The following is a 24,450-nucleotide window of genomic DNA, read 5'->3' on the forward strand; positions in this document are numbered from 1 at the left end:
CGGCCTGGCGCGCCCTTATGATTGGGCGCCCTGGCGCTTGCGCGGCTGTCGTCATGAGATGACGTAAAAATCGACGTCGGCGCGCCATGTGCTATAAAGCGGTCGAGAACGGCCCCCCGAGCGGGGCAGCAACGCAGGGCATCGCGCCCAAGCGCCCATTCAGGCGGCATCGGCCCCGGGGCGCCAACCGGATACACCCACAAGCAACCAGTCATGTCCAAAGCTCTGATCATCGCCGAGAAGCCATCCGTCGCGAACGACATCGCGCGTGCGCTGGGCGGTTTTACCAAGCATGACGAGTACTACGAGAGCGACGACTACGTGCTCTCGTCGGCGGTCGGCCATCTGCTGGAAATCGCAGCGCCCGAGGAATACGAGGTCAAACGCGGCAAGTGGAGCTTCGCCAACCTGCCCGTGATCCCGCCGCACTTCGACCTGAACCCGATCGCCAAGAGCGAATCGCGGCTCAAGGTGCTCAACAAGCTGATGAAGCGCAAAGACGTCACGCAACTCATCAACGCCTGCGACGCGGGGCGCGAGGGCGAACTGATCTTCCGCCTGATCGCGCAGCACGCGAAGGCCAAGCAGCCGGTCCAGCGTCTGTGGCTCCAGTCGATGACGCCGCAGTCGATCCGCGACGGCTTCGCGAACCTGCGCAGCGACCACGACATGCAGCCACTCGCCGACGCCGCACGCTGCCGCTCGGAAGCCGACTGGCTCGTCGGCATCAACGGCACGCGCGCGATGACCGCCTTCAACAGCAAGGGCGGTGGGTTCTTCCTCACCACGGTTGGCCGCGTTCAGACGCCAACGTTGTCCATCGTCGTCGAACGTGAAGAGAAAATCCGCCGGTTCATTCCGCGCGATTACTGGGAAGTGCGCGCGGAGTTCGTCTGTGCGGGCGGCTTCTACGAAGGCCGCTGGTACGACCCGAAATTCAAGAAAGACGAGTTCGATCCGGAAAAGCGCGACTCGCGCCTCTGGAGCCTGCCTGCTGCCGAAACCATCGTCGCGGCCTGCCACGGCCGCGAAGGCACGGTCAGCGAGGAATCGAAGCCGTCCACCCAGCTCTCGCCCGCCCTCTTCGACCTGACGAGCCTGCAGCGAGAAGCCAACGGCCGCTTCGGCTTTTCGGCCAAGAACACGCTCGGCCTTGCCCAGGCGCTGTACGAAAAGCACAAGGTGCTCACCTACCCGCGTACCGATTCGCGCGCGCTGCCTGAGGACTACCTCGGCACCGTGAAAGAGACGCTCGAGATGCTCAAGGAGAGCAACAACTACCTGCCGCACGCCAAGCAGGTGCTCGACAAGGGCTGGGTGAAGCCGAACAAGCGCATCTTCGACAATTCGAAGATCAGCGACCACTTCGCCATCATCCCCACGCTGCAGGCGCCGAAGTCGCTGTCCGAGCCTGAGCAGAAGCTGTACGACCTCGTCGTGAAGCGCTTCCTCGCCGTGTTTTTCCCGGCGGCGGAATATCGCGTCACCACGCGTATCACCGAAGTCGCCGGACACCACTTCAAGACCGAAGGTAAGGTGCTGGTCGAGCCGGGCTGGCTGCAGGTCTATGGCCGCGACGCAGGCGGCGACGACGCCAACCTCGTGCCGGTGAAGAAGGACGAGAAGGTCAAGACGGACAAGATCGCGGCGCACCAGCTCGTGACCAAGCCGCCTGCGCGCTACAACGAAGCAACGCTGCTCTCGGCCATGGAAGGCGCGGGCAAGCTCGTGGACGACGAAGAGCTGCGCGAGGCCATGGCCGCCAAGGGCCTCGGCACGCCGGCCACGCGCGCGGCGATCATCGAAGGTCTGCTCGGCGAAAAATATCTCGTACGCGAGGGGCGCGAGTTGATTCCCACGGCCAAGGCGTTCCAGCTCATGACGCTGTTGCGCGGCCTCGACGTGAAGGAGCTCACCGCGCCGGAATTGACCGGCGAGTGGGAATACAAGCTTTCACAAATGGAGCGCGGCAAGCTCCCGCGTGACGCGTTCATGCAGGAAATCGCCCGCATGACGCAGACCATCGTGAAGCGCGCGAAGGAATACGACTCGGACACGATCCCCGGCGACTACGCGACGCTCACCACGCCGTGCCCGAATTGCGGCGGCCAGGTGAAGGAAAACTACCGCCGCTTCGCGTGCACGAAGTGCGAGTTCTCGATCTCGAAGATTCCGGGCGGCCGCCAGTTCGAAATTCCCGAAGTGGAGGAGCTGCTGCAGAACAAGACGATCGGCCCGCTCTCGGGCTTCCGCAGCAAGATGGGCCGGCCGTTCTCGGCGATCCTCAAGCTCTCGTTCGACGACGAAATCAAGAACTACAAGCTCGAGTTCGATTTCGGCCAGGACCAGGGTACCGAAGATGGCGAAGCGCCCGACTTCTCGCAGCAGGAGCCGGTGGGCGCGTGCCCGAAGTGCAAGGGCCACGTGTTCGAGCATGGCATGAGCTACGTGTGCGAGCATTCGGTTGCGAATCCGAAGACCTGCGACTTCCGCTCCGGCAAGGTGATCCTCCAGCAGGAGATCACGCGCGACCAGATGGCGAAGCTGCTGGCCGAAGGCCGCACCGACTTGCTGACCAACTTCAAGTCGTCGCGTACTGGCCGCAACTTCAAGGCTTTCCTCGTCAAACAGCCCGACGGCAAGATCGGCTTCGAGTTCGAAAAGAAAGAGCCGAGCGCGAAGACAGCCGCCAAGACGGCCGCGAAGAAGTCGGCCGCATCGGCTGAGGCGACGGAGGATGCCGCGAACGACGCGGCGGATTCGGCCGAAGAGGGCAAGGCGAAGCCTGCCCGCAAGACGGCGGCCGCCAAAGCCGCACCGGCGCGCAAGACCGCTGCCCGCAAGACGCCGGCGCGCAAGACAGGCTCGTAAGCGGTCCTTTCCCGGGCCTTCGCCGGCCGGACGCAGCATCAAGCAAAAAGGCGCAGCTTCTCACGAAGCTGCGCCTTTTTTATCGACCGATGAAGGGCGATTTCCGGATTATAGCGGCGAGATCGCCGAAGTCCGGGTGCGCGCCGCCGAGGCGCGCGCCGCCTTCGGTGCGCGCTCGCTGTCCATCCCGTTGTGCTCGCCGTTGTACTCGCCGTCGTGCAGGCTCCCACCCGGCGCGGGCTGTGCACCATCGTAGTCGTCGGGCGAAGCGCCATTGCGACCCGCCACAGCCGGGCGCGCGAGGCCGTCCTTGACCCACTGCTCGCCGAGCTGACTGTTCGGCGTCTGGCTGAAGTGCTCGACGAGATGGTCGATGAACGTGCGCACCTTGGCCGGCAAGTGACGGCGGCTCGGATACGCGACGTTGATCTCCACCTGCGGCAGACGATAGTCGCCAAGCAGACGCACGAGGCGCCCACGCGTCATGTCGCGGCCGATCAGATAGCTCGGCAGGATCGCGATGCCCATGCCGAGCAGCGCGAACTGGCGCAGCATCTCGGTGTTGTTCGCCACGATCACGTTGGTCGGGCGCACGCGAACTTCGCCGTCCGGCCCCGTGAAGACGCGCTCGTCGCCCCAGTACTCGGAGGGCAGCGAGAGGCTCGGGTGCTCCATGAGGTGCTCGGGGCGCGTGGGCGTGCCGTGCTTTTCGAGGTACGCGGGCGTGGCGCACACCGTCATGCAACCCGTGGTGAGGCGGCGCGTGACGATGCTCGCGCTGCGCATCTGGCGCGCGGTCACGACGCCCAGATCGAAGCCCTCTTCGACGAGATCGACCTGACGGTCCACCAGCGTGACGTCGGGAATGACCTGCGGATAGCGCTGCGTGTACGTCTGCAGCACCGGAGCGAGATTGTGGAGCCCGAACACGACCGGCGCGACGATGCGCAGCGTGCCTACGGGTTCGTGATTGCGCGCGACGACCATCTGTTCGACATCCTCGAGCTCATCGAGAATCTGGCGGGCGCGCTCGAGATAAACCTGACCTGATTCGGTCAGGGAGAGACTGCGGGTCGTGCGATTGAGCAGACGCGTGCCGAGCCGACCTTCGAGGTCGGCGACATGCCGCGTCGCAACCGCATTGGAGATATCCATCGCGGAAGCGGCCCTGGCGAAACTGCCGAGGTCGGCCACTTTGACGAATACTCGCATCGACTGCAAATGATCCATGAGACAACTCCTGCCTGTTACTGCCCCGCTGTTAATCAGCGGAGGAAACCGCGAATTCTCCTACGACAGCAGAAATCCTGCAGAAGTTGCCTCGGAAGCCCTTATTTTCTTTACGAATTCTTCGACTGCACCCCAAAATGCATCAACAGAGGTTCGATTGTTACCTCGACCGAAACAATTTTGCGCGTTGCAGCGAGATAACCGGTCAAACGCCGAACAGACGGGCCTCTGCACTGCACCAATGCATTCGACCCCGTCAATAAAAATGGCCGCCCGAAAGCGGCCATCCAGTCAGTGAGTGCTCACATCACATGATTACAGACGCGTTTCGAGCGTCTTGCGAGCGTCCTTCAATACTTCCGGCAAACCATGAGCGAGTTTGTCGAACAGTTCAGCGTGCAGCGCGAGTTCGGCGCGCCAGGCGTCGGCATCCACCGAAATCACCTGTTCGAACTGGGCCTGCGTAAAGTCCAGGCCGCTCCAGTCGAGATCGCCGTAGCGCGGCGACACGCCAAATGCGTGCTCGTCGCCCGTGGCCTTGCCCTCGATGCGCCGCACCATCCATTCGAGCACGCGCATGTTCTCGCCGAAGCCCGGCCACACGAACTTGCCATCCGGCCCCTTGCGGAACCAGTTCACGCAGAAGATGCGCGGCACCGTCGCGCCGGCCTTGGCGAGACGCTCACCCACATTGAGCCAATGGCCGAAGTACTCGGCCATGTTGTAGCCACAGAACGGCAGCATCGCGAACGGATCGCGCCGCACCACGCCCTGCTGCCCCGCCGCCGCCGCGGTGGTTTCCGAGCCCATGGTGGCGGCCATGTAGACGCCCTCGGTCCAGTCGCGCGCCTCGGTCACGAGCGGCACCGTGGTCGAGCGGCGGCCGCCGAAGATGAACGCGTCGATGGCCACGCCCTTCGGGTTCTCCCATTCGGGATCGATCGACGGGCATTGCGACGCAGGCGCCGTGAAGCGCGCGTTCGGATGCGCGGCCTTGCGGCCGGTTTCCTTCGCGATGGCCGGCGTCCAGTCGTTGCCCAGCCAGTCGATGGCGTGCGCGGGCGGCTCGTCGGTCATGCCTTCCCACCAAACGTCGCCGTCGTCGGTGAGCGCGACGTTCGTGAAGATCACGTTCTCCTTGAGCGTCGCCATGGCGTTGAAGTTGGTCTTTTCACCGGTGCCCGGCGCCACGCCGAAGTAGCCCGCCTCCGGGTTGATCGCGTAGAGGCGGCCGTCGGCGCCCGGCTTGATCCACGCAATATCGTCGCCGATCGTGGTGATTTCCCAGCCGTTCATGGCGGGCGGCGGGATCAGCATGGCGAAGTTGGTCTTGCCGCACGCCGACGGGAACGCCGCCGCGACGTGGTACTTGCGGCCTTCCGGCGAGCGCACGCCGAGAATCAGCATGTGCTCGGCGAGCCAGCCTTCGTCGCGGCCCATGGTCGAAGCGATGCGCAGCGCGAAGCACTTCTTGCCAAGCAGCGCATTGCCGCCATAGCCCGAGCCGTAGCTCCAGATCTCGCGCGTCTCCGGGAAGTGGACGATGTACTTCGTCTCGTTGCACGGCCACGCCACGTCCTTCTCGCCCGCCGCGAGCGGCGCGCCCACGCTGTGCACGCACGGCACGAACGGGCCGTCCTCGCCGAGCACGTCGTACACGGCGCGGCCCATGCGCGTCATGATGCGCATGTTCACGGCAACATACGGGCTATCGGAAAGCTCCACGCCGATATGCGCGATAGGCGAGCCGAGCGGGCCCATCGAGAACGGCACGACGTACATCGTGCGGCCGCGCATCGAGCCCGCGAACAGGCCGTCGAGCGTAGCGCGCATTTCGGCGGGTGCGATCCAGTTGTTGGTGGGACCGACGTCTTCCTTGCGAGGCGAGCAGATGAAGGTGCGGTCTTCGACACGCGCAACGTCCGAGGGATCCGAGCACGCGAGAAACGAATTCGGGCGCTTTTGCGGATTGAGGCGGCGCATCGTGCCGGCCTCGACCATCTGCGCGCACAGGCGGTCGTATTCCTCCTGAGAACCGTCGCACCAGACGACGCGATCCGGCTGCGTATGCACCGCGATTTTCTGCACCCAATCGATCAGTTTCCGGTGCCGGACCCAGGCGGGCACCTGCGCGGCGGCCTGGGCTTGGTAGTCGGGGTGGTTCATCGAGCTGTCTCCATTTTTAGGGCTGTAAAAAGGGAATCGGCCCTTTTAGACGCTGCACGCGAGAGGCGCAACTCTTGCGAACCGAATGTTGATGGCAGATCAACATGCGAATCGGTCCGCGCAGTTGGGCAGGTCGTCAAGGTCCTTTAGCCTGGGGTTCGAAACCGTCTGTAAAGCGGCTTGCATCGGAGCCCGACAAGCTGTTAAAAGTTGCAAATTCGCGGCTGATTACCGCGTCAAAAACCTGCGTGCGTAGCCTTGGGCTTGCGCAATTGCAATGCCTGCTGTTGCACGCGGCGAGCGACGTGAAGGCTCCCCATATTCATACCAGCCTTCGCGGCGCTGCATAGTGGGATAACCACCACATGAACACCAAAGACGCGCCACGAATGGCGCGATGCAAAACACGCAAAACAACCCGCCGCCATGAAAATTGCCATCCTTGACGACTACCAGGACGCCGTCCGCAAGCTCGACTGCTTTCAACTGCTCGCCGACCACGAGGTCAAGGTTTTCAACAACACAGTGCGAGGCCTCGGCCAGCTCGCCAGCCGTCTCGCCGAAGTCGATGCGCTCGTGCTGATTCGCGAACGCACCCGCATCACCTCGCAACTCCTCGACAAGCTCCCGCATCTGCGCATGATCAGCCAGACGGGCAAGGCCGGTCCGCACATCGACATCGATGCCTGCACCGAGCGCGGCATCGCCGTGCTCGAAGGCACCGGCTCGCCCGTCGCGCCCGCCGAACTCACGTGGGCGCTCATCATGGCCGCGCAGCGCCGCATTCCGCAGTACGTCGCCAACCTCAAGCAGGGCGCGTGGCAGCAGTCGGGCCTCAAGACGTCGGCCATGCCGCCTAACTTTGGCCTCGGTACGGTGATGCGCGGCCAGACGCTCGGCATCTGGGGCTACGGCAAGATCGGCCGACTCGTGGCCGGCTACGGCAAGGCCTTTGGCATGCGCGTGCTGGTGTGGGGCCGCGAGCATTCGCTGGAAGCTGCGCGCGCCGACGGCTACGAAGCCGCCGCAAGCCGCGAGGCGCTGTTCGAAGAGAGCGACGTGCTGTCGCTACATCTACGCCTGCACGATGACACTCGCGGGATCGTGAAGCAGGAAGACCTGCTGCGCATGAAGCCCACGTCGCTGCTCGTCAACACGAGCCGTGCGGAGCTGATGGAAGAGAACGCGCTGCTCGGCGCGCTTTCGCACAACCGGCCGGGCATGGTCGCGATCGACGTGTACGAGAGCGAGCCGATCCTGCAGGGCTACAGCCTGCTGCGCATGGAAAACGTGATCTGCACGCCGCACATCGGCTATGTGGAGCGCGAGAGCTACGAGCTGTACTTCGGCGCGGCGTTCCGCAACATCCTTGCGTTCGATGCTGGGGACCACGCGAGCGTCGCAAACCCGGTCGCGCTGCAGGGCGGCCGCCGCAAGTAAGCACGACCGCACGGGCGGCGCCCGCCGCCCGGCTGCTTTTGATCCGGCCGCGTCCGCTCAGGCGTTCGCGGCCGCTTCCATGACCTCGGGCAAACGCGCGAGGAAACGCTCGCCGTCCACGCGGCCGAGGTTGTAGGCGTGCTGCATCTGGTGCGGGCTCGTGTAATCCCAGCTCGAAATCGGCACCTTGGCCGATGGCTGCACGTAAAGGCGTTGCTGCACACCCTGCGCCGCCTGATGCCGCACCGCGAACATCTGCGGACGCGGATAGAGCCGCGTCACCATCACCAGCACACGGCCGGGCGTGTCGTCGAGCGCGCCGACAGGCACGTTGTCCACCATGCCGCCGTCGAGCACCGGGCGGCCTTCGCGCCGCAGCACCGGCGTGAATGGCGGCGTGCAGGACGACTGCAGGATGAGATCGGCCAGATCCTCCACACTCGCGCACTCCTGCGCCGTCACGAACTCCGGATGAAACCCGAGCTTGCGCCCAAGCGTGGGGTGCAGCGTCTTGCGGATATGTTTTTCGATGTTGTATGCGATGAGACCCGCCGCCACCGCGCTGCGCGCGCCGAGCCAGCGCGGCACGTGCGACACGCCAATGCGGATCTCAGGCGCGTCCTGGAGCTGCGTGAACGGCTCGCCGTAGATGTCGAGCAGCGCCTGGCGATAGATGCGGTAATGCGGAAACACCGACTCGCCGCGCAGCAGATTGCCCCAGTAGGCGTTGCGCTTGTTGTGGCGCAGCGCTTCCTCGTAGTAGCGCATAACCCAGTCGGCGTCGCGCGTGTAAAGCATGCACGCGGTGGCCGCGCCCGCCGAAATCCCCGTAATGACGCGCGGGCGAATGTGCAGTTCGGGCTGGACGATGTCCCAGAACCCCGCCTGCCACCAGCAGCGATTGCCGCCGCCGGCGAAAACCACCTGATCGAACATGCCTTCTACGTCCTTCGAAGCGACCGAAACCGATCGGAAGCGCCAAGCTTAATCGAGCAGCGCGTAAGTCGAGGTCGCGTGAACCGCCATCCGGCCGTCTTCGTCGTAGAGTTCTATTTCACCGAACACCAGATTGCGGCCCATGCGCAGCACGCGCGCCGTCACCGTCACGTCGCCCTTGCGCACCGCGCGCATGAAGTTGGTGTTGAGCGCAACGGTCGTCATGGGCTTGAAGCCGCCGAGCGCGGCCGTTATCGCGACGATCATGGCCGTATCCGCCGCCGCCATGAACACCTGGCCGCAGATCACACCGCCCGAGTGGCGCAGCTCGCCGGAAAACGGCAGGCGCAAGGTGGCGCTGTCTTCCGAGACCTCGACGGGCTTCATCCCGAGCGCGCGCACCCACGGGGCCAGCACGCGCTCCAGCAGCGCGTCGATTGCGTTGTCGTCCATCGTTTGCCTTTGTGGATTACCGTGCGACGCTTCCAGCCGATTACGACCCACCTCAGCCTGCCTCGGCGAACGGGCGGCGTACAGCGACTGGCTTGAAACCTGGATTGACGCCAGGAGTGGCGACATCATACCGGGACAGCACGGCCACCGCGGTAAGGGCGCAAACGCCTGCGCGGACGGGGCTTGCGCGGCATCGACAGACTATTTTCAGAATATTTGCAGAGGGGGCTTGCCAAGTTCCGAAAAGTCCTGCATAATCTTTCTTCTGTTGGGGGCGTTAGCTCAGTTGGTAGAGCAGCGGACTCTTAATCCGTAGGTCGAGTGTTCGAGTCACTCACGCCCCACCAGCGAATTTAGCCAGAAAGCCCGATCCTTGCGATCGGGCTTTTTGCATTTCTGCGCGTCCACTGCTCTGAACTACTTCACGCGCCTCACGTGACGCGAAGCCTGCTTCGGGCGCGGCAGCCAGCGGCCGAGCGCCTCGAAGCCGTCGAGCTGGCGCAGCAGCGTATCGACGGTCGAAAGCTGAACGTGAGTCAGGTGGTTTTGCTTCAGAAGCGCATACAGGCGCTTGCGCCAGTATGCGACGCCCATCACCGGCATTTCGAAATCGCCAGCCAGCGACGGCGGCATTACGCGCGCGATGTGCGCGATTTCCTGTTCGACGAATGTCATAGCTTTCCCCGTTGGTCCTGCCGTGGTTTCTTATCGTATGAAGTACTGTAGGACGCTCCGGGGCGCTCGCCAGCCTACCCGTATGGATAGGTAACAAATAGTCCGACTAAATTGGGGATGGTAGGGGGCCGAATCCGGCGCCAGGCGGCTCGGCCCTCGTGCTACGGCGTGCGTCCGCTGGCCAGTCATTCACTGTCCACGCTTCTGCGTTCCTCTACCGCCTGCGTGCGAAAAACTTCGGAATCCAAACGAATGAATTCTGATTCGCAGGTCCCGCTTTTCGGACTCTTCCTATAGGGTTTTTCTGACCAGATGTTGATCATAGTCAGGTCAACTACTGTCCTATAAGAGGTGAATCATGATGCACGGTCATCCCGTCGACCGGCTCGTTGCAGGCGCGATCGTCGGTGCGCTAGTCACGACGCTTCTGGTCCTGCTTCTGGTCTGGCTGGATATTCCGCCCGAGAAGCATGTCAGCCTGGCTATCCGGCTTACGGTGCCGGTCGTGATAGCCGCGTGCGCGCTCCTGATCCGCCCCTTGCTGCTCAAAACAGTGCTGCGCGACCGCCGCGACCCACTGATGCTGGATGAGGATCTGAACCAGCTACTGGTTGGCCGCACGCTCGGCGTGGTTGGCGGGTTCTTCTTCGGCGTCACGCTCGCGACCCAGATCCTCTAGCCGCCAACGCTCAGAGGAAGGGCTTGCCGTCCACCTGTTCATAGACGACGTTGCCATCGTCGTCTTCGAACTGCTCCAGATAATTGCGCGCGCCGCACAGCGGACAACGGAACAAGGGCCCCTGCCCTTCGTTCTTGATCACGACCTCGCTCTGTTCCCACGGGGTGCCGCACGACTGGTTGCGGCAAACAAATGTACTCGACATGCAGACTCTCCTGACTGTTACGGGTGCAAAGCCTACCGCAAGTGCGGCCCGCGCGGCGCAAATCTCCGACTCCCGCCGATATTCCGCTTACCTGCTGTTCACTTCTTGAGCAGTCGAATGCCCCTTTGTTCCGGCCTGACGCAATCCGTCGATTGCGTGCAGCGTCCGCGCACCGCGCATTTCCATGGCACGCGCTTGCCGTGCCGCTACAGCACGGGAAGGCGCCGCTGCGCCGCCGCGCTGGCATGGTTCTCGCGTCAGCGTGCCGCGGTAGCGCGGTCACACCACGCCGCGCGTCCGTCCATATCGAGACTGAGAACACTGAGGAGCACGCAGATGAATCACGCGGACATGCAATTCCTGACGACCGAATTCCCGTACAAGAAGCAGTATGGCAACTTCATCGGCGGCGAGTGGGTGGCGCCGCTCGGCAGCGAGTATTTCGACGACATTTCGCCGATCACCGGCCATGCGTTCACCTCCATTCCACGCTCGCGCGAAGCCGACATCGAACTCGCACTCGACGCCGCGCACAAAGCCAAAGCCGCATGGGGCAAGACCTCGCCCAGCGAGCGCGCCAACATCCTCAACCGCATCGCCGATCGCATCGAGCAGAACCTCCACACGCTCGCTGTGGCCGAAACCATCGACAACGGCAAGCCGCTGCGCGAAACGCTCGCCGCCGACATCCCGCTCGCCGCCGACCACTTCCGTTACTTCGCGGGCTGCGTGCGCGCGCAGGAAGGCGGCATCTCCGAGATCGATCACGACACGGTCGCGTATCACTTCCATGAGCCGCTCGGCGTGGTCGGCCAGATCATTCCGTGGAACTTCCCGATCCTCATGGCCGCCTGGAAGCTCGCGCCCGCGCTCGCGGCCGGCAACTGCGTCGTGCTCAAGCCCGCCGAGCAGACGCCCGCATCGTTCCTCGTGCTCACCGAACTGATCCAGGACCTGCTGCCGGCCGGCGTGCTGAACGTCGTGAATGGCTTCGGCCTCGAAGCGGGCAAGCCGCTCGCCTCGAACAAGCGCATCGCGAAGATCGCCTTCACGGGCGAAACCACCACGGGCCGCCTCATCATGCAGTACGCGAGCCAGAACATCATTCCGGTGACGCTGGAGCTGGGCGGCAAGAGCCCGAACATCTTCTTCGCAGACGTGCTCGACCACGACGACAGCTATTTCGACAAGGCACTCGAAGGCTTCGCAATGTTCGCGCTCAACCAGGGCGAAGTGTGCACGTGCCCGTCGCGCGTGCTGATCGACGAGAAGATCTACGACCGCTTCATGGAGCGCGCACTCAAGCGCGTGGCGGCGATCCAGCAAGGCCACCCCCTCGACACGAAGACGATGATCGGCGCACAGGCCTCGCAGGAACAACTCGAGAAGATCCTCTCGTATATCGACCTGGGTAAGCAGGAAGGCGCGCAGTGCCTGATTGGCGGCGAACGCAACACCCTCACCGGCGAACTCGGCGAAGGCTACTACGTGAAACCCACCGTCTTCCGCGGCCACAACAAGATGCGGATCTTCCAGGAGGAAATTTTCGGACCCGTGGTGTCCGTCACGACCTTCAAGACCGAAGAGGAGGCGCTGGAAATCGCCAACGACACGCTCTACGGCCTCGGCGCCGGCGTGTGGACGCGCGACGGCACGCGTGCCTACCGCTTTGGCCGCGCGATCCAGGCGGGCCGCGTGTGGACCAACTGCTACCACGCTTACCCGGCACACGCGGCATTTGGCGGCTACAAGCAGTCAGGCATCGGGCGCGAAAACCACAAGATGATGCTCGACCACTACCAGCAGACGAAGAACCTGCTCGTGAGCTATAGCGAGCAGCCGCTCGGGTTCTTCTGACCGGACTGCGTGCTCTGTGTGTCGCGCGCGGTGTTTTGCGGTCCAGAGGCCGCAGCCGCGCGCGGCGCCTCCTTCGTTGCATCTTGAGAGGAGCGTCACAACATGGTCGAACGCGTTACCGCCACGCCGGCCGCGCTCGCGCTCATCGAGCAGTTGACGCGCGAACACGGCTCCCTGCTCTTTCACCAGTCGGGCGGCTGCTGCGACGGCAGCGCGCCCATGTGCTTCCCCGTCGGCGAGTTCATGGTCGGCAACGCCGACGTGCAGTTGGGAGAAATTGGCGGGGTGCCGTTCTACATGACGGAGGCGCAGTTTGAGTACTGGCAGCACACCCAGCTCATCATCGACGCCGTGCCAGGCAACGGCGGCATGTTTTCGCTCGAACGACCCACGGGCCTGCGCTTTCTCACGCGCTCGCGGCTCTACGCCGACGAAGAGAACGCGTGGCTCGCGGCGCATCCGGTGACACGCGTGAGTTTGTGACGCTCGAGCGCACGGCACGCCAAGGGCGTCTGCCGTAGCGCGGTGCTATCTTGGACCGCATGCAGCCGCGCATTCGCGCGGCGATCGCACCAGGAGACGCCATCATGCAAAACCGCGACGTGAAGCTTCTCACCCTCGAGCCGATGGATCTGCTCGCCGTCAGCCACGTGGGTCCGTACATGAAGATCGGCGACGCGTTCTACACGCTCGCGCAATGGCTCGGCGAGCGCAACGTGCGCACGTCGGGCGCGAAGATGGTCGGCATCTACTACGACGATCCCAATACGGTTGAAGAATCGAAGCTGCGCTCGAAGGCGGCGCTGCATCTGGGGCAGGCAACCGACGTGGAGATCATCGCGCCAGTGGAAAAGTTTCAGCTGCGCGGCGGCGAGCATGCGATGGTGCTGCACAAGGGGCCGTATCAGGGGCTGGGCCAGGCGTGGATGTGGTTTTACAACGAAGGGTTGCAGAAGCTCGGGCGCACGCCGGACTTTTCGGCGCCTTCGTTCGAGGTTTATCTGAATACGCCGGATGAGGCGGCGCCAGAAGATCTCAAGACGGAGCTCTATATCCCGCTCGCTTGAGTCGCGCGTTTCGCAGGGTTTGAACGATGCCGCTGGAGACGTTTTACGGCGGCATCTTCGTTTCCGATGCGAGGGTTCTAAGGTTTTAATAACGTATGTATACGTAAACGTAGTAATAGTTAACAAGCCCCTGGGTATTCTGTGGATAACCGTGGAAAACTATTGAGTAAACAAGGCTGTGGAAAAAACATAACCTCGTGGGTGTTAACGGGACAACGCCAGGCAGCTGCTGGCAACTTTTCCACACTTTTCGCGCCGCTGAAGTTATCCCCGATTCATGCACAGTGATTTCCAGGGGTTTTCCGAGAGTTATCCGCTGGGGCCTGTGGATAGTGCGTGTGCCGCAGAACATCAAATTCACGCGACTCATTCGGACCTCGCAATCTTCTGATTACGGTCTATAACTTCTGCCATTGGGCACGCATCGCGACTGTTGACCAGATTGCGCCGTGGCCCGAGCGTCGCTCTAAAACGTGAAATAGTCAGATTCGCGAAGGCCGCAGGGTTCGCCTGCCGGTCTGCTCCTTCACTCATGGAGGCGCCTGATGAAACGCCGTGAATTGTTGGCTGTGCTGGCCGCGGGCGCGATTGCCCAGGTTTCCACCGGCGAGGCGCTGGGGAGCCCGGCGAAGTACACCAAAGAGATCGAACTGCCCAAGCCCAAACTCTCCGGCACGGTCTCCCTTGAGGATGCGATCCAGCGGCGCAGATCCGTGCGCCGCTTCCGGTCCGACGCGCTGCCTGTCGACAGCATCGGCCAGCTGCTATGGGCCGGGCAAGGCATCACGAGCCCTGACGGCAAGCGTGCAACGCCTTCAGCTGGCGCCTTGTACGCGCTCGAACTTTACGTGATGACCGCCAACGAGGTGATGCATTACCTGCCTCACGGCCACCGGGCCGAGACGCGGGAAACGCCCGATATGCGTCCTCAGATGCAAGCGCTTGCAGTCAATCAGACGTCCGTCGGGACGGCTCCGGCCTTGATCGCGGTGGCAGCCGATCCAGGCCGGCTCACCCAGCGGTATGGCGCGAGAGCCAGTGTGTATAGCGATATCGAGGCCGGGCACGCCGCCCAGAACATGCTGCTACAGGCTGTGGCGCTTGGGCTTGTTGCCGTGCCCGTGGGGGCCGTCGATGGGCCGAAGGCAGCGCATGCGCTCGGGTTGCCTTCCGGGCAGAGCGTCGTGTATCTCATCCCGGTGGGATTTGCGGCATGAGTTGTCGCATCAAATGAAAACGCCCGGTTTCCCGGGCGTTTGTTTTTCAATGGCAGCAGCAGACGATCAAACGTCGATATTCCCCGCCCGCAGCGCATTGCTCTCGATAAACGCACGACGCGGCTCGACGTCATCACCCATGAGCGTCGTGAAGATGCCATCGGCGGCGATCGCGTCCTCGATCTGCACGCGCAGCAAACGCCGCACCGTCGGATCCATCGTCGTTTCCCAGAGCTGTCCGGGGTTCATCTCACCGAGCCCCTTATAGCGCTGCTTCGACACGTTGCGCTCGGCATCGGCGATCAGCCACTTCATCGCGCTCTTGAAGTCGTTCACGGCCATGCTGCGCTCGCCGCGCTTGATCACGGCGTTCTTGCCGATCAAGCCCTTGAACGTATTGGCCGTGTTCACGAGCTGCTGATAGTCGGCGGTGAGCTGGAACTCCTCGTCGATCACCGAGACCTTCACATTGCCGTGATGGCGGCGCTCCACGCGCAGCGAACGTTGCTCGCGCACCTGATCGTACATCGGCACCACACTCACTTCTGGCTTGAGCGGATCGTCGCGCAGTTGCGCTTCGAGCGCACGCGCCGAAGCCTCGGTCGATGCTTCGCTCGACAGGTCGATCGCCACGCCGTCCATGATCGCTTCGAGCGCGCGCTCGTCGTACAGACGCGAAAGACGATCCACCACGCCGCGCGCGAGCTGGTACGAGCGCGCGAGTTCGCCAAGCGCGTCGCCGGAGATCGGCGTTGCGCCTTCGTTCGGCACGAGCTCCGAGCCTTGCAGCGCGAGACGCAGCATGTGCGCGTTCAGTTCCGAATCGTCCTTGAGATAACGCTCGTCCTTACCCGCCTTGAGCTTGTACAGCGGCGGCTGCGCGATATACACATAGCCGCGCTCGATCATCTCCGGCATCTGGCGATAGAAGAACGTGAGCAGCAGCGTTCGGATGTGCGCGCCGTCCACGTCCGCGTCGGTCATGATGATGATGCGGTGATAGCGCAGCTTCTCGAGGTTGTAGTCGTCCTTGCCGATGCCGCAGCCCAGCGCGGTGATCAGCGTGACGATCTGCTCGGAAGACAGCAGCTTGTCGTAGCGCGCCTTTTCGACGTTCAGCACCTTGCCGCGCAGCGGCAGGATGGCCTGGAATTTACGGTCGCGGCCTTGCTTGGCCGAGCCGCCTGCCGAGTCACCCTCGACGATATACACCTCGGACTTCGCAGGATCCTTTTCCTGGCAGTCCGCGAGCTTGCCCGGCAAGCCCACGCCGTCGAGCACACCCTTGCGGCGCGTCATTTCACGCGCCTTGCGCGCGGCGTCGCGCGCACGCGCGGCGTCGACGATCTTGCCGCAAATGGTCTTCGCGTCGTTCGGCGTTTCCAGCAGGAACTCTTCGAGCGCCTTCGCCACGACTTCTTCGACCGGTGCGCGCACTTCCGAAGAAACCAGCTTGTCCTTCGTCTGCGAGCTGAACTTCGGCTCCGGCACCTTCACGGAGAGCACGCACGACAAACCTTCGCGCATGTCGTCGCCCGAGGTTTCGACCTTGGCCTTCTTCGCGATTTCGTTGTCGGCGATGTACTTGTTGATCACACGCGTCATCGCCGCGCGCAGGCCGGTCAAGTGCGTGCCGCCGTCGCGCTGCGGGATGTTGTTCGTGAAGCACAGCACGCTTTCGTTGTAACTGTCGTTCCACTGCATCGCCACTTCCACACCCACGCCGTCCTTCTCGCCCGAGATGTAGAAGATGGTCGGGTGCAGGACGGTCTTCGCCTTGTTGATGTACTCGACGAAGCCCTTCACGCCGCCCGCGAACGCGAAATCGTCTTCCTTGCCCGTGCGCTGGTCGGTCAAACGAATGCGCACGCCGTTGTTCAGGAACGAGAGCTCGCGAATACGCTTGGCGAGAATGTCGTAGTGATACTCCACGCTGCCGAAAATCGTTTCGTCGGCCATGAAGTGCACTTCGGTGCCGCGATTTTCGGTGTCGCCAAGCACTTGCATCGGTGAGACAGTATGGCCGTCGCGCTCTTCGAGAATGCGGTTCTGCGGCACGCCGCGGTGGAATTCCATGAAGCGCTTCTTGCCGTCGCGGCGCACGGTGAGGCGCAGGAAGCTCGAGAGCGCGTTCACGCAGGACACACCCACGCCGTGCAGGCCGCCCGAGACCTTGTAGCTGTTCTGGTCGAACTTGCCGCCCGCGTGCAACTCGGTCATCACGATTTCGGCGGCGCTGCGCTTCGGATCGTGCTTGTCGTCCATCTTCACGTCCGTGGGAATGCCGCGGCCGTTGTCGGTGATCGAGATGGAGTTGTCCGCGTGAATCACCACGTGGATGTCGTTACAGTAGCCGGCGAGGGCTTCGTCGATCGAGTTGTCCAGCACTTCGAAGACGAGATGGTGCAGACCGGTGCCGTCCGACGTGTCGCCGATGTACATCCCGGGCCGCTTGCGCACTGCCTCCAGACCTTCGAGGATCTGGATCGACGAGGCGCCGTAGCTGTTGTCGGGTTGCGAGTTGTTCGTATCAGTCATGGAATTTTCCGGTTCTGCGTACTGCCTGTGTTACTGCTCGAGACTTTTTCAAAAAGCCATAAAAACGCCAAAGGGGCGCAGCGCCCCCTGGTGTTCTTCTTCTGTCGCGCTTTTTAGATGCGCATCGGCATCACCACGTACTTGAATTCCTCGTTCTCGGGAATCGTGATGAGTGCGCTGGAGCTGGCGTCGCCGAGGCTCACTTCCAGCGTGTCGACCTTCAGGTTCGCGAGTACGTCGAGCAGATACGTGACGTTGAACCCGATGTCGATGGTGTCGCCCTGGTAGGCAATTTCCAGCTCTTCCTGCGCCTCTTCCTGGTCGGCGTTGGTCGACATGATCTTGAGCTGGCCCGGCTCGATGATGCAGCGCACGCCCTTGAACTTGTCGGACGTGAGAATCGCCGCGCGCTGCAACGAGCGCTGCAGTTCTTCGCGGCCGATCTGGAAGGTGTTCTTGTGCGCCTTCGGGATCACACGCTGGAAGTCGGGGAACTTGCCTTCCACGAGCTTCGAAACCAGTTCGACCTGGCCGAACGTGAATTTCACCTGCGTCGAGCCGATGTCGATCTTCAGCACGTCGTCGATGTCTTCGAGCAGGCGCTGGAGTTCGAGAATGGTCTTGCGCGGGATGATGACTTCCTGGCGCGCGAACGAGCCTTCGATCTTCATCGACGAGAACGCGAGGCGGTGGCCGTCGGTGGCCACGGCCATGAGCTGGTCGCCATCGACGACGAGCAGCATGCCGTTCAGGTAGTAACGGATGTCTTGCTGCGCCATGGCGAAATACACCATGCCGAGCAACTGGCGGAACGTCTTCTGAGGCACCGCGAGGTTCGCGCCGAAGTCCTTGGCTTGCGCCACCGTGGGGAACTCGTCCGCGGCGAGCGTTTGCAGGGCGAACCGGCTCTTGCCCGACTGCACCGTGAGGCGCTTGTCGGCGAGCGTGAGCGTGACCTGGCCGTCGGGCATGGCGCGCAGGATGTCGAGCAGCTTGCGCGCGGCGACGGTGGTGGCCACCTGGTCGTTGCCGACGCCGAAGTCGGCGGTCGTGGTGATCTGCAACTCGAGGTCGGTCGACAGGAACGAGACGTCGGAACCGGTTTTGGTGATCAGCAGATTGGCGAGGATCGGCAACGTGTGGCGGCGTTCGACAATGCCGCTCACCGTTTGCAGCGGCCTCAGCAGGTTATCGCGTTCGGTCTTGACCAGTTGCATAGAGTTCCTTCGTTGATGTGACGGTCTGCGCGCCCGCCTGGCGCCGGTTTTGCCGACGTGACCCCACGTATGTCACACGGCCCCGGCGCCGCTCTGGCGGTTGATGCAGCACAGCCCGCGGCGTGGTTCCCGCCCCGGACCGCCGGGCGGTTAAACCCATATTGTGCCTGAAAACGGACCACTTCCCTAAATTGGGGGCGATCCGCGAAATAAACAGGGCAAACCCTTCGGGATGCGACCGTCCGCCCCGCTTTCAGGTGCTGCTTTTTGCGTATTACCCCTTCAGCGTCTGCTCGAGCACGTGCAACTCGTGGTTGAGCTGGGCGTCCTTGGTGCGCTCGTCGGCAATCTTGCGCACGGCGTGCAGCACCGTGGTGTGATCGCGGCCGCCGAACAGCTCGCCGATTTCCGGCAGGCTTTTCTGCGTGAGCTCCTTGGCCAGATACATGGCGATCTGGCGCGGGCGCGCGATGTTGGCCGGACGCTTCTTCGAATACATGTCGGCGACCTTGATGCTGTAGAAGTCCGCCACCGTCTTCTGGATGTTTTCGACCGAAATCTGGCGGTTCTGCACCGTCAGCAGATCCTTGAGCGCTTCTTTGGTCAGCTCGATCGAGATTTCGCGGCCGTGGAACTTCGAATACGCGAGGATCTTGCGCAGCGCGCCTTCGAGTTCGCGCACGTTCGAGCGCAGGTGCTTCGCAACGAAGAACGCGACGTCCTCGTTCAGGCTCACGCCTTCCGATTGCGCCTTGCGCATCAGAATGGCCACGCGCATTTCGAGCTCGGGCGGCTCGATCGCGACCGTCAGGCCCGAGTCGAAGCGCGAGATCAGGCGGTCGTCGATACCCGAGATTTCCTTCGGATACGTATCGCTCGTGATGATCACCTGCGCCTTGTTGGCAACGAGCGCCTCGAACGCGTAGAAGAACTCTTCCTGCGTGCGCGACTTGCCCGAGAAGAACTGAATATCGTCGATCAGCAGCAGGTCGAGCGAGTGGTAGTAGCGCTTGAAATCGTCGAACGCCTTGCGCTGATAAGCCTTCACCACGTCGGACACATACTGTTCGGCGTGGATATAGCGGATACGCGCGCCCGGCTTGTCGAGCAGGAGCTGGTTGCCGATCGCGTGGATCAAGTGAGTCTTGCCGAGGCCCACACCGCCGTAGAGGAACAGCGGGTTGTACGAGATGCCGGGGTTGTCGGCCACCTGGATGGCAGCCGCACGCGCGAGCTGGTTCGCCTTACCCGTCACGAAGTTGTCGAACGTGAGCACCGGGTTGAGCTTCGAGCGCTCGTAGGTCGGGTCGGGCTCGCCGCTCGAGGCGGCCGCAGCCGCGCCCTGGCCCGGGCGCCACGTGCGGCGGCCGGCGGCGGCTTCGTTCGCGTCGAGGCTGGGCAGGTCGAGGTCGGCGGCGTCTTCGGCGGTCGCCTGCGCGGCGGCCGATGCGGCTTGCACCATGCCGGCGAGACCCGTGCCGCCAGTCACGGCGGCCGGTTGCGGCGCGGCGGCAACAGCCGGTGCGGGCGCGCTAGCCAGCGGCGCGCGCGGCGCGACAGCGGGGGCCGTTGCGACCTGGGGCGCGCGCATACCCGCCTTCGGGTCGAGGACGAACTGCACGTCGACAGGGGTCTGCCAGAAGTCGCGCGCCATATCGGTGATCCGGCCCGAAAATTGACTTTTGACCCAGTCGAGCTTGAAGCGGTTGGGAGCGGCTATCTGCAGCGTGTTCGCCGCAGCATCGAAGGCAACCGGGGCCAACGGTTTAATCCACGTCACGTACTGCTGGGGCGTTAGCTCACGCTCCAGTAGTGCGGAACAGTGTTGCCAGAATTCGTTCATCGAGTTGCTGTGGTCGTTTTGTTTGCATGCATTGCACTCGCTCCGCTCTTGTCGCACACACGCGACGAGGCCCTGACGAAAGCGACGGCAATTGCTCCGGAAGCCCGCGCGGCAAGGGTCTTGCGGCAAGCAGGCGGGCCGGAGCGGCATGCAGGATTCTTGGGATAGGCGAGATTCTAACGCTGAAATCCCCTCACCAGGAAGTTATCCACAGGGACGGATCAACGCACGTTCGTTCGTGCCCTCCACGCGCCCAATGCGGGCGCGGCGTGGCCGTCCCAGAAGGTTCGATCGCCTAACCTATTGACGGCCAACGAAAAACCGGATTAAATAGCGGGTTCCTCGAAAACCAATCCCTAGTACCACCGGCCATTGCCTTTTTCCGCGATGCTCGCCGCGGTCAAAACTCAACAGTGAGAGCAACATGAAACGTACTTTCCAACCTTCCGTTACCCGTCGCAAGCGTACCCACGGTTTCCGCGTGCGCATGAAGACCGCTGGTGGCCGCAAAGTGATCAACGCACGCCGTGCGAAGGGTCGCAAGCGCCTCGCCGTCTAAGTCGGGCAGCATCGCTATCAGCGAAATCACGGGTAGCGGCCCGCTCGCAAGCACGGCGAACAGGACGAACCTGGTAACTGATCGGGGCGTCATGCCGTCGCGAACGCAAGCCGCTTTTCCGAAAGCCGCAAGGCTACTGAAAACGGATGAGTTCTCATCCGTTTTTCGTTTGCGCCCCTGGCGCCGCACCGAGCACTTCGTCGTGTACGGCCGGCCCACTGGCAACGAGGCGCGGCTCGGACTCGTGATCGGCAAGAAGTACGCACCGCGCGCGGTCACGCGCAACCTGGTGCGCCGTATTGCCCGCGAAGCGTTTCGTGTGCGTCGTGCGCAGTTCGAAGGTTTCGACCTGCTGCTGCGCCTGCATACGAAGTTCGACCGCAAGGCGCTGCCGGGCGCGTCCTCGCCGGGGCTCAAGGCTTTGTGCCGCGGCGAGATCGAGACGCTGCTCGAAAAGGCCGCGCGCGAAGTCACGCGGCGTGGCAGCGCTGCGCCTGCGACATCTGCGCGCACCCCTTGCGCGACGCAGGTTGCGGCGCCAAGTGGGGAACCGGCGCGTGCCCAGGCCGGTAAAGATTTGCCGCCGGACCACGGCAGTTCCCGCACATCATGAGCGGGGCGCGCGAGTCCGGCATATCCGACGTAGACGCCGCGCAAGCGGCATGTGGTTCGTCATCGAACGCGGCGCAGCCAGGCCGCAACGCCATGCAAACGGTATTGATCGCACTGCTGCGTTTCTACAAGCTTGCCGTGAGTCCCCTCCTCGGCAGCCGGTGCCGTTTTTATCCTTCCTGTTCGGATTACGCACGCGAGGCAATCCAGTATCATGGCGCCGCGCGTGGGACTTACCTCGCCGCGCGGCGGCTGTGCCGCTGCCATCCGTTTTCGGCGGGCGGCATCGATCTCGTCCCGCCTGCATCTCCGAAAAAGCGCTGACGCGCCATTCCATCGACACTGAGACAACGCATGGATATCAAACGCACCGTCCTATGGGTCATCTTCTTCATGTCAGCTGTCATGCTGTACGACAACTGGCAGCGCGACCATGGACGCCAGTCGATGTTCTTCCCGAACGCGACGCAAACGCAGACGCAAACCGCCGCGGGCGGCGCTGCGCCCGCTAGCGCCGCCAATGGCGCGTCTGACCTGCCGACGGCCGCCGCCGCCGCAGGCCAGGCGCCGACGAACACCGCCCAGCCCGCTGCAGCCGCAGCCCAGCTCGTCCATTTCCGCACCGACGTCTACGACGGCGTGATCGACACGCGCGGCGGCACGCTCGTGAAGCTCTCGCTCGTGAAGGAAAGCGCCGACGGCAAGGGTCCGGACCAGTACATCACGCTGTTCGATCACACGAACGACCACACGTACCTGGCGCGTACGGGCCTGCTCGGCGGCGACTTCCCGAACCACAACGACGTGTTCACGGCTGTCGATGGTCCGCGCGAGCTGACCGGCGACGCCAACTCGTTCCAGGTCGCGCTTCAGTCGCCCGAGAAAGGCGGCGTGAAGGTCACCAAGACCTACACGTTCACGCGCGGCAGCTACGTGATCGGCGTGGACTGGAAGGTGCAGAACGTGAGCGGCGCGCCGGTTTCGCCGACGCTCTACATGGAAATCGTGCGTGACAGCGAGCCGGTCGAAACGCCGCGCTTCTCGCACACGTTCATCGGCCCGGCGGTGTACTCGAACGAGCATCACTTCCAGAAGATCACGTTCGGCGACATCGACAAGAACAAGGCCGACTTCGTGACGCAAGCCGACAACGGCTGGGTCGCAATGGTGCAGCACTACTTCGCGACCGCGTGGATTCCGCAGCAAGGCGCCAAGCGCAGCATCTACGTCGAGAAGTTCGACAACTCGCTCTACCGCGTGGGCGTGAAGCAGCCGCTCGGCACGATCGCACCGGGTGCGACCGATACCGTGCAGGCGCGCCTCTTCGCGGGTCCGCAGGAAGAGCGCATGCTCGAAGGCATCGCGCCGGGTCTGGAACTCGTGAAGGACTACGGCTGGGTGACGATCATCGCCAAGCCGCTCTTCTGGCTGCTCGAGAAGATCCACAGCTACGTGGGCAACTGGGGCTGGTCGATCGTGCTGCTCACGCTGCTCATCAAGGCCGTGTTCTTCCCGCTCTCCGCCGCCAGCTACAAGTCGATGGCGCGCATGAAGGAAATCACGCCGCGCATGCAGGCGCTGCGCGAGCGCTTCAAGAGCGACCCGCAGAAGATGAACGCGGCGCTCATGGAGCTCTACAAGACCGAGAAGGTGAATCCGTTCGGCGGCTGCCTGCCGGTGGTGATCCAGATTCCGGTGTTCATCTCGCTGTACTGGGTGCTGCTCTCGTCGGTGGAAATGCGCGGCGCGCCGTGGATTCTCTGGATTCACGACCTTTCGCAGCAGGATCCGTTCTTCATCCTGCCGGTGCTGATGGCCGTCTCGATGTTCGTGCAAACGAAGCTCAACCCCACGCCGCCGGACCCCGTCCAGGCCAAGATGATGATGTTCATGCCGATCGCGTTCTCGGTCATGTTCTTCTTCTTCCCGGCGGGCCTCGTGCTGTACTACGTCGTGAACAACGTGCTCTCGATCGCGCAGCAGTACTACATCACGCGCATGATGGGCAAAGGCAAGACGAAGGCAGCCTGAGTGCTGGGGCGGCGGTAACGCCGCCACTTGAATCAAGGCTCGAAAAAAAGCCGTCCGGTGTGAACCGGACGGCTTTTTTGCTTGGTGGGAGCGCGTTTCCTTGACGGCGCAGAGCGCAGCGTTCGTGTGCGCGCGTCAGCTCTTGTCGGCGTCGCCGTAGAATTGGGCAACCAGTTCCTGCACGAGATAGCGGTGATGAGCGCTCAGCGACTCGATCTTCGAGGCGAGTTCGAGCGTTTCCTCGGAAACCGGATATTTGTCGTCGTGCTTGCGCGGCCGCGGCACGGTCGAGCCCGCGTTGCCCGGCGGACCGTAGTGCAGCCAGTGGATGTCCACATCGAACCATTTCGCCAGCGTCTCCAGTTTGTCGTGCGTGGGAATGGTGCGGCCGCTCAGCCACTTGTGAGCGGTCTGCGGCGAAACCGGATGCTCGCCGTGATGGCGCAGGTTGAACCGGTTAGCCAGGTCGGTGCTGCCGCGCAGTTTTTCGGGCGCGCGCTTCATGGCGAACTTGAGACGTTCGGCAAAGGCGGCTTTTTCGTCGGATGTCGGCATGGGCCAGATTGTGCAGCCCGAATTTGGCGAAGATGACAACCAGTTAGGCTATATTTAGCGTATAAAAGTGATAATTCGCCTGCTTCTCGCTGCCCTATGATTTCGATCTAGACGCCCGGGAATTCCCTTCTGCTCAGGCTGTTGGCGGAATCAGGCGCTCGCATTATCCAAATTCTGACAGAATTCACTAAGACCAATCTTATCCAATACAAGATAAGGCGAGACGTGTCTCAGCCGGACTCCCTGCCGGAAAGCACTTTGTCCGGCGCGTTACAATGCCTCGCGTTTTGAGAGTGCCC

Annotated in this window: 21 protein-coding genes and 1 tRNA gene; 12 read left to right on the forward strand and 10 right to left on the reverse strand. The window is 62.9% G+C overall.

Going from position 1 to position 24,450, the window contains the following annotated elements:
* Window positions 1–213 precede the first annotated feature (213 nt).
* Entirely contained in the window at window positions 214–2,871 is a 2,658-nt protein-coding gene (locus tag VSR72_RS31525) for a DNA topoisomerase III (RefSeq protein ID WP_342956175.1), read from the forward strand.
* Window positions 2,872–2,979: 108 nt separating this feature from the next.
* Here the strand turns inward: VSR72_RS31525 and VSR72_RS31530 are convergent, their stop codons facing one another.
* Both VSR72_RS31530 and VSR72_RS31535 read right to left on the reverse strand, forming a co-directional pair.
* Window positions 2,980–4,101, reverse strand: a complete 1,122-nt coding sequence (locus VSR72_RS31530; RefSeq protein ID WP_342956176.1) for a LysR family transcriptional regulator — start codon at window positions 4,099–4,101, stop codon at window positions 2,980–2,982.
* Window positions 4,102–4,416: 315 nt separating this feature from the next.
* The gene (locus tag VSR72_RS31535) at window positions 4,417–6,267 is read right to left on the reverse strand and encodes a phosphoenolpyruvate carboxykinase (GTP) (RefSeq protein ID WP_342956177.1); all 1,851 of its coding nucleotides are present in this window, start codon (window positions 6,265–6,267) and stop codon (window positions 4,417–4,419) included.
* 426 nt (window positions 6,268–6,693) lie between these two features.
* Here VSR72_RS31535 and VSR72_RS31540 point away from each other — a divergent pair, with 426 nt between their 5' ends.
* The gene (locus tag VSR72_RS31540) at window positions 6,694–7,707 is read left to right on the forward strand and encodes a D-2-hydroxyacid dehydrogenase family protein (protein ID WP_342956178.1); all 1,014 of its coding nucleotides are present in this window, start codon (window positions 6,694–6,696) and stop codon (window positions 7,705–7,707) included.
* A gap of 57 nt (window positions 7,708–7,764) precedes the next feature.
* Here VSR72_RS31540 and VSR72_RS31545 read toward each other — a convergent pair whose 3' ends face one another.
* Entirely contained in the window at window positions 7,765–8,643 is an 879-nt protein-coding gene (locus VSR72_RS31545; protein ID WP_342956179.1) for a patatin-like phospholipase family protein, read from the reverse strand.
* 48 nt (window positions 8,644–8,691) lie between these two features.
* Entirely contained in the window at window positions 8,692–9,096 is a 405-nt protein-coding gene (locus VSR72_RS31550) for a PaaI family thioesterase (RefSeq protein WP_342956180.1), read from the reverse strand.
* 271 nt (window positions 9,097–9,367) lie between these two features.
* On the opposite strand from VSR72_RS31550, the gene VSR72_RS31555 reads away from it, so the two are divergent.
* Window positions 9,368–9,443: transfer RNA gene (locus VSR72_RS31555), tRNA-Lys, on the forward strand.
* A gap of 70 nt (window positions 9,444–9,513) precedes the next feature.
* Here the strand turns inward: VSR72_RS31555 and VSR72_RS31560 are convergent.
* Window positions 9,514–9,771 carry a hypothetical protein gene (locus VSR72_RS31560; protein WP_322031557.1) on the reverse strand — a complete coding sequence of 86 codons (258 nt, stop codon included), beginning with the start codon at window positions 9,769–9,771 and terminating at the stop codon, window positions 9,514–9,516.
* Window positions 9,772–10,129: 358 nt separating this feature from the next.
* Here VSR72_RS31560 and VSR72_RS31565 point away from each other — a divergent pair, with 358 nt between their 5' ends.
* A complete protein-coding gene (locus tag VSR72_RS31565) occupies window positions 10,130–10,450 on the forward strand; it encodes a hypothetical protein (protein WP_342956181.1) in 321 nt (106 codons plus the stop codon).
* Window positions 10,451–10,460: 10 nt separating this feature from the next.
* Here the strand turns inward: VSR72_RS31565 and VSR72_RS31570 are convergent, their stop codons facing one another.
* Window positions 10,461–10,655, reverse strand: a complete 195-nt coding sequence (locus tag VSR72_RS31570) for a hypothetical protein (protein WP_069264575.1) — start codon at window positions 10,653–10,655, stop codon at window positions 10,461–10,463.
* A 336-nt stretch (window positions 10,656–10,991) separates the two neighbouring features.
* On the opposite strand from VSR72_RS31570, the gene adh reads away from it, so the two are divergent.
* From adh to VSR72_RS31590, 4 genes are all read left to right on the forward strand, one after another.
* Window positions 10,992–12,512 carry an aldehyde dehydrogenase gene (gene adh, locus VSR72_RS31575; protein WP_342956182.1) on the forward strand — a complete coding sequence of 507 codons (1,521 nt, stop codon included), beginning with the start codon at window positions 10,992–10,994 and terminating at the stop codon, window positions 12,510–12,512.
* 102 nt (window positions 12,513–12,614) lie between these two features.
* Window positions 12,615–12,995, forward strand: a complete 381-nt coding sequence (locus VSR72_RS31580) for a DUF779 domain-containing protein (protein ID WP_342956183.1) — start codon at window positions 12,615–12,617, stop codon at window positions 12,993–12,995.
* Between the two features lie 104 nt (window positions 12,996–13,099).
* Complete coding sequence (locus tag VSR72_RS31585) at window positions 13,100–13,579, forward strand: GyrI-like domain-containing protein (protein WP_342956184.1); 480 nt, start codon at window positions 13,100–13,102, stop codon at window positions 13,577–13,579.
* Between the two features lie 545 nt (window positions 13,580–14,124).
* The gene (locus VSR72_RS31590; RefSeq protein ID WP_342956185.1) at window positions 14,125–14,796 is read left to right on the forward strand and encodes a SagB/ThcOx family dehydrogenase; all 672 of its coding nucleotides are present in this window, start codon (window positions 14,125–14,127) and stop codon (window positions 14,794–14,796) included.
* Window positions 14,797–14,862: 66 nt separating this feature from the next.
* On the opposite strand, the gene gyrB is transcribed toward VSR72_RS31590, so the two are convergent.
* The 3 genes from gyrB to dnaA form a co-directional block, all read right to left on the reverse strand.
* Entirely contained in the window at window positions 14,863–17,334 is a 2,472-nt protein-coding gene (gene gyrB / locus VSR72_RS31595) for a DNA topoisomerase (ATP-hydrolyzing) subunit B (RefSeq protein WP_342956186.1), read from the reverse strand.
* 113 nt (window positions 17,335–17,447) lie between these two features.
* Entirely contained in the window at window positions 17,448–18,551 is a 1,104-nt protein-coding gene (dnaN, locus tag VSR72_RS31600) for a DNA polymerase III subunit beta (RefSeq protein WP_028203240.1), read from the reverse strand.
* 274 nt (window positions 18,552–18,825) lie between these two features.
* Window positions 18,826–20,394 (reverse strand): chromosomal replication initiator protein DnaA, encoded by a 1,569-nt coding sequence (dnaA, locus tag VSR72_RS31605; RefSeq protein ID WP_342956187.1) that lies wholly within the window; start codon window positions 20,392–20,394, stop codon window positions 18,826–18,828.
* Between the two features lie 424 nt (window positions 20,395–20,818).
* On the opposite strand from dnaA, the gene rpmH reads away from it, so the two are divergent.
* The 4 genes from rpmH to yidC all read left to right on the forward strand — a co-directional run bounded on the left by rpmH (window position 20,819) and on the right by yidC (window position 23,596).
* Window positions 20,819–20,953, forward strand: coding sequence for a 50S ribosomal protein L34 (gene rpmH, locus VSR72_RS31610; RefSeq protein WP_026120950.1), 135 nt, complete (start codon window positions 20,819–20,821; stop codon window positions 20,951–20,953).
* Window positions 20,954–21,044: 91 nt separating this feature from the next.
* Entirely contained in the window at window positions 21,045–21,566 is a 522-nt protein-coding gene (gene rnpA / locus VSR72_RS31615) for a ribonuclease P protein component (protein WP_342956188.1), read from the forward strand.
* A 92-nt stretch (window positions 21,567–21,658) separates the two neighbouring features.
* Entirely contained in the window at window positions 21,659–21,889 is a 231-nt protein-coding gene (gene yidD / locus VSR72_RS31620) for a membrane protein insertion efficiency factor YidD (protein WP_042266160.1), read from the forward strand.
* 30 nt (window positions 21,890–21,919) lie between these two features.
* A complete protein-coding gene (yidC, locus tag VSR72_RS31625; protein WP_342956189.1) occupies window positions 21,920–23,596 on the forward strand; it encodes a membrane protein insertase YidC in 1,677 nt (558 codons plus the stop codon).
* 135 nt (window positions 23,597–23,731) lie between these two features.
* On the opposite strand, the gene VSR72_RS31630 is transcribed toward yidC, so the two are convergent.
* Window positions 23,732–24,151 (reverse strand): transcriptional regulator, encoded by a 420-nt coding sequence (locus tag VSR72_RS31630; protein ID WP_342956190.1) that lies wholly within the window; start codon window positions 24,149–24,151, stop codon window positions 23,732–23,734.
* Window positions 24,152–24,450 lie beyond the last annotated feature (299 nt).

Origin of the sequence: Paraburkholderia sp. JHI869, from assembly GCF_038900775.1 — a bacterium.
Taxonomy (GTDB): Bacteria; Pseudomonadota; Gammaproteobacteria; order Burkholderiales; family Burkholderiaceae; genus Paraburkholderia.